Consider the following 1,370-nt stretch of genomic DNA (forward strand, 5'->3'; position numbering starts at 1 on the left):
CGAAGTTAGTTTAAAAAGCCGTGATTGCATGCGATCAAAGCATGTTATGTCTTAAAATCAATATCCAAGCCCCCCAATTCAAGTTGGAGGGCTTTACCGCTTACCGCGGACAGCCTTTCCGGGTTATTCAGGAAGTTAAATAAATGAATGTAGCTCATCAGGTGTAGCCTGATGATAGATGTAAGGTTGGAGAAGGCCCATTTCCTTTTAAGCTGCACCTGCACGAGTTTAATAAGCAGGTCGGCAATAAAGGCACACCATATCTGGATCTTTATGGCATTTTCATTATCGCCAAGGAAATATTTGAGTGGAAAGTTCTGTTTAACCCGCTTGAAAAGCACTTCGATCAGCCAGCGCTTTTTATAGATATCTGCCACCATTTCAGGCGGCAGCGAAAAGTTGTTGGTCAGAAACTCAAACGTCCTGCCGGAATCTTTATCAAAAAAGGCCACTAAACGAACCTTTAGCTTGATGCCATCCTTTTGAGTCCTTGTTCCCTGTAAGAGGGTCCTGTCGGATAATACACCCGAGGCCCTGCTGTGCTCGCGCAATTCATGCACATTGGTTACTATGTAACGGGCATCCTTTTTCTGCCTTGTAACGAAGAAAACGCCTTCATTACAGAACCTTTCATACTGCGAATAATTCACATAGCCTTTATCAAAAACGATGAATGAACCAGGTTGCAAATGTATTTCCTTTAGAAAAGGCATATCATTGGCACTGGCGGCAGTGAAACTCACTTTTAACGGTACATCGTCTGCAGCATTGATCAACGTATGGACTTTGATCCCGCCTTTTCGCCTGCCATCAGACTTCCCCGGACTCGGGGCGTTCAATATCCGCTGGAATAGGGTAATGGTGGAGGCATCGGCTATAAAAAGCCTGGGGTCTATCTGCAACCGGCTGTCCGGTAAAAGTTGTTTATGACGACAGTATAATTGATCATAGATGCGGGCAAATACTTCAAAGCTACGCCCGGCATTAGCATCACATAACGTACTTCGCCCCGGACACTTAATAATACCCGTGTGGTTGAGTTTATGCAGGCAGGCTTTCATGCCACTCACTACTTCACGGCTGCTGGTGCACTTATTAAAAGCACAATAAAGCATTGTTACCAAATGCGTATAAGTATCAAAGTATCGGTAATAGCGGTCATGTCCACCGCGTTTGGCTAATAACCTTATTCCATTACGGTCAAGTAAACTCAATAGCTGATTCAGAACCGGCTGTCCGGTAAAAAAAGTACTTTTGCCCATGTTGAATATTTAAGTGTGGTAACTCAAATATCAACAACAAAGGGGTAGCTATAAACTACCCCTTAACTTTTCCAAAAATATTTTACCGGACAACAGTGAACTTGTTTC

General features: G+C 43.5%; 1 protein-coding gene. It reads right to left on the bottom strand.

The window, feature by feature from the left end:
* Window positions 1–44: 44 nt before the first annotated feature.
* The gene (locus FPZ43_RS19185; protein ID WP_146383549.1) at window positions 45–1,262 is read right to left on the bottom strand and encodes an IS4 family transposase; all 1,218 of its coding nucleotides are present in this window, start codon (window positions 1,260–1,262) and stop codon (window positions 45–47) included.
* Window positions 1,263–1,370: the final 108 nt, after the last annotated feature.

The organism is Mucilaginibacter pallidiroseus, from assembly GCF_007846085.1.
GTDB lineage: Bacteria > Bacteroidota > Bacteroidia > Sphingobacteriales > Sphingobacteriaceae > Mucilaginibacter > Mucilaginibacter pallidiroseus.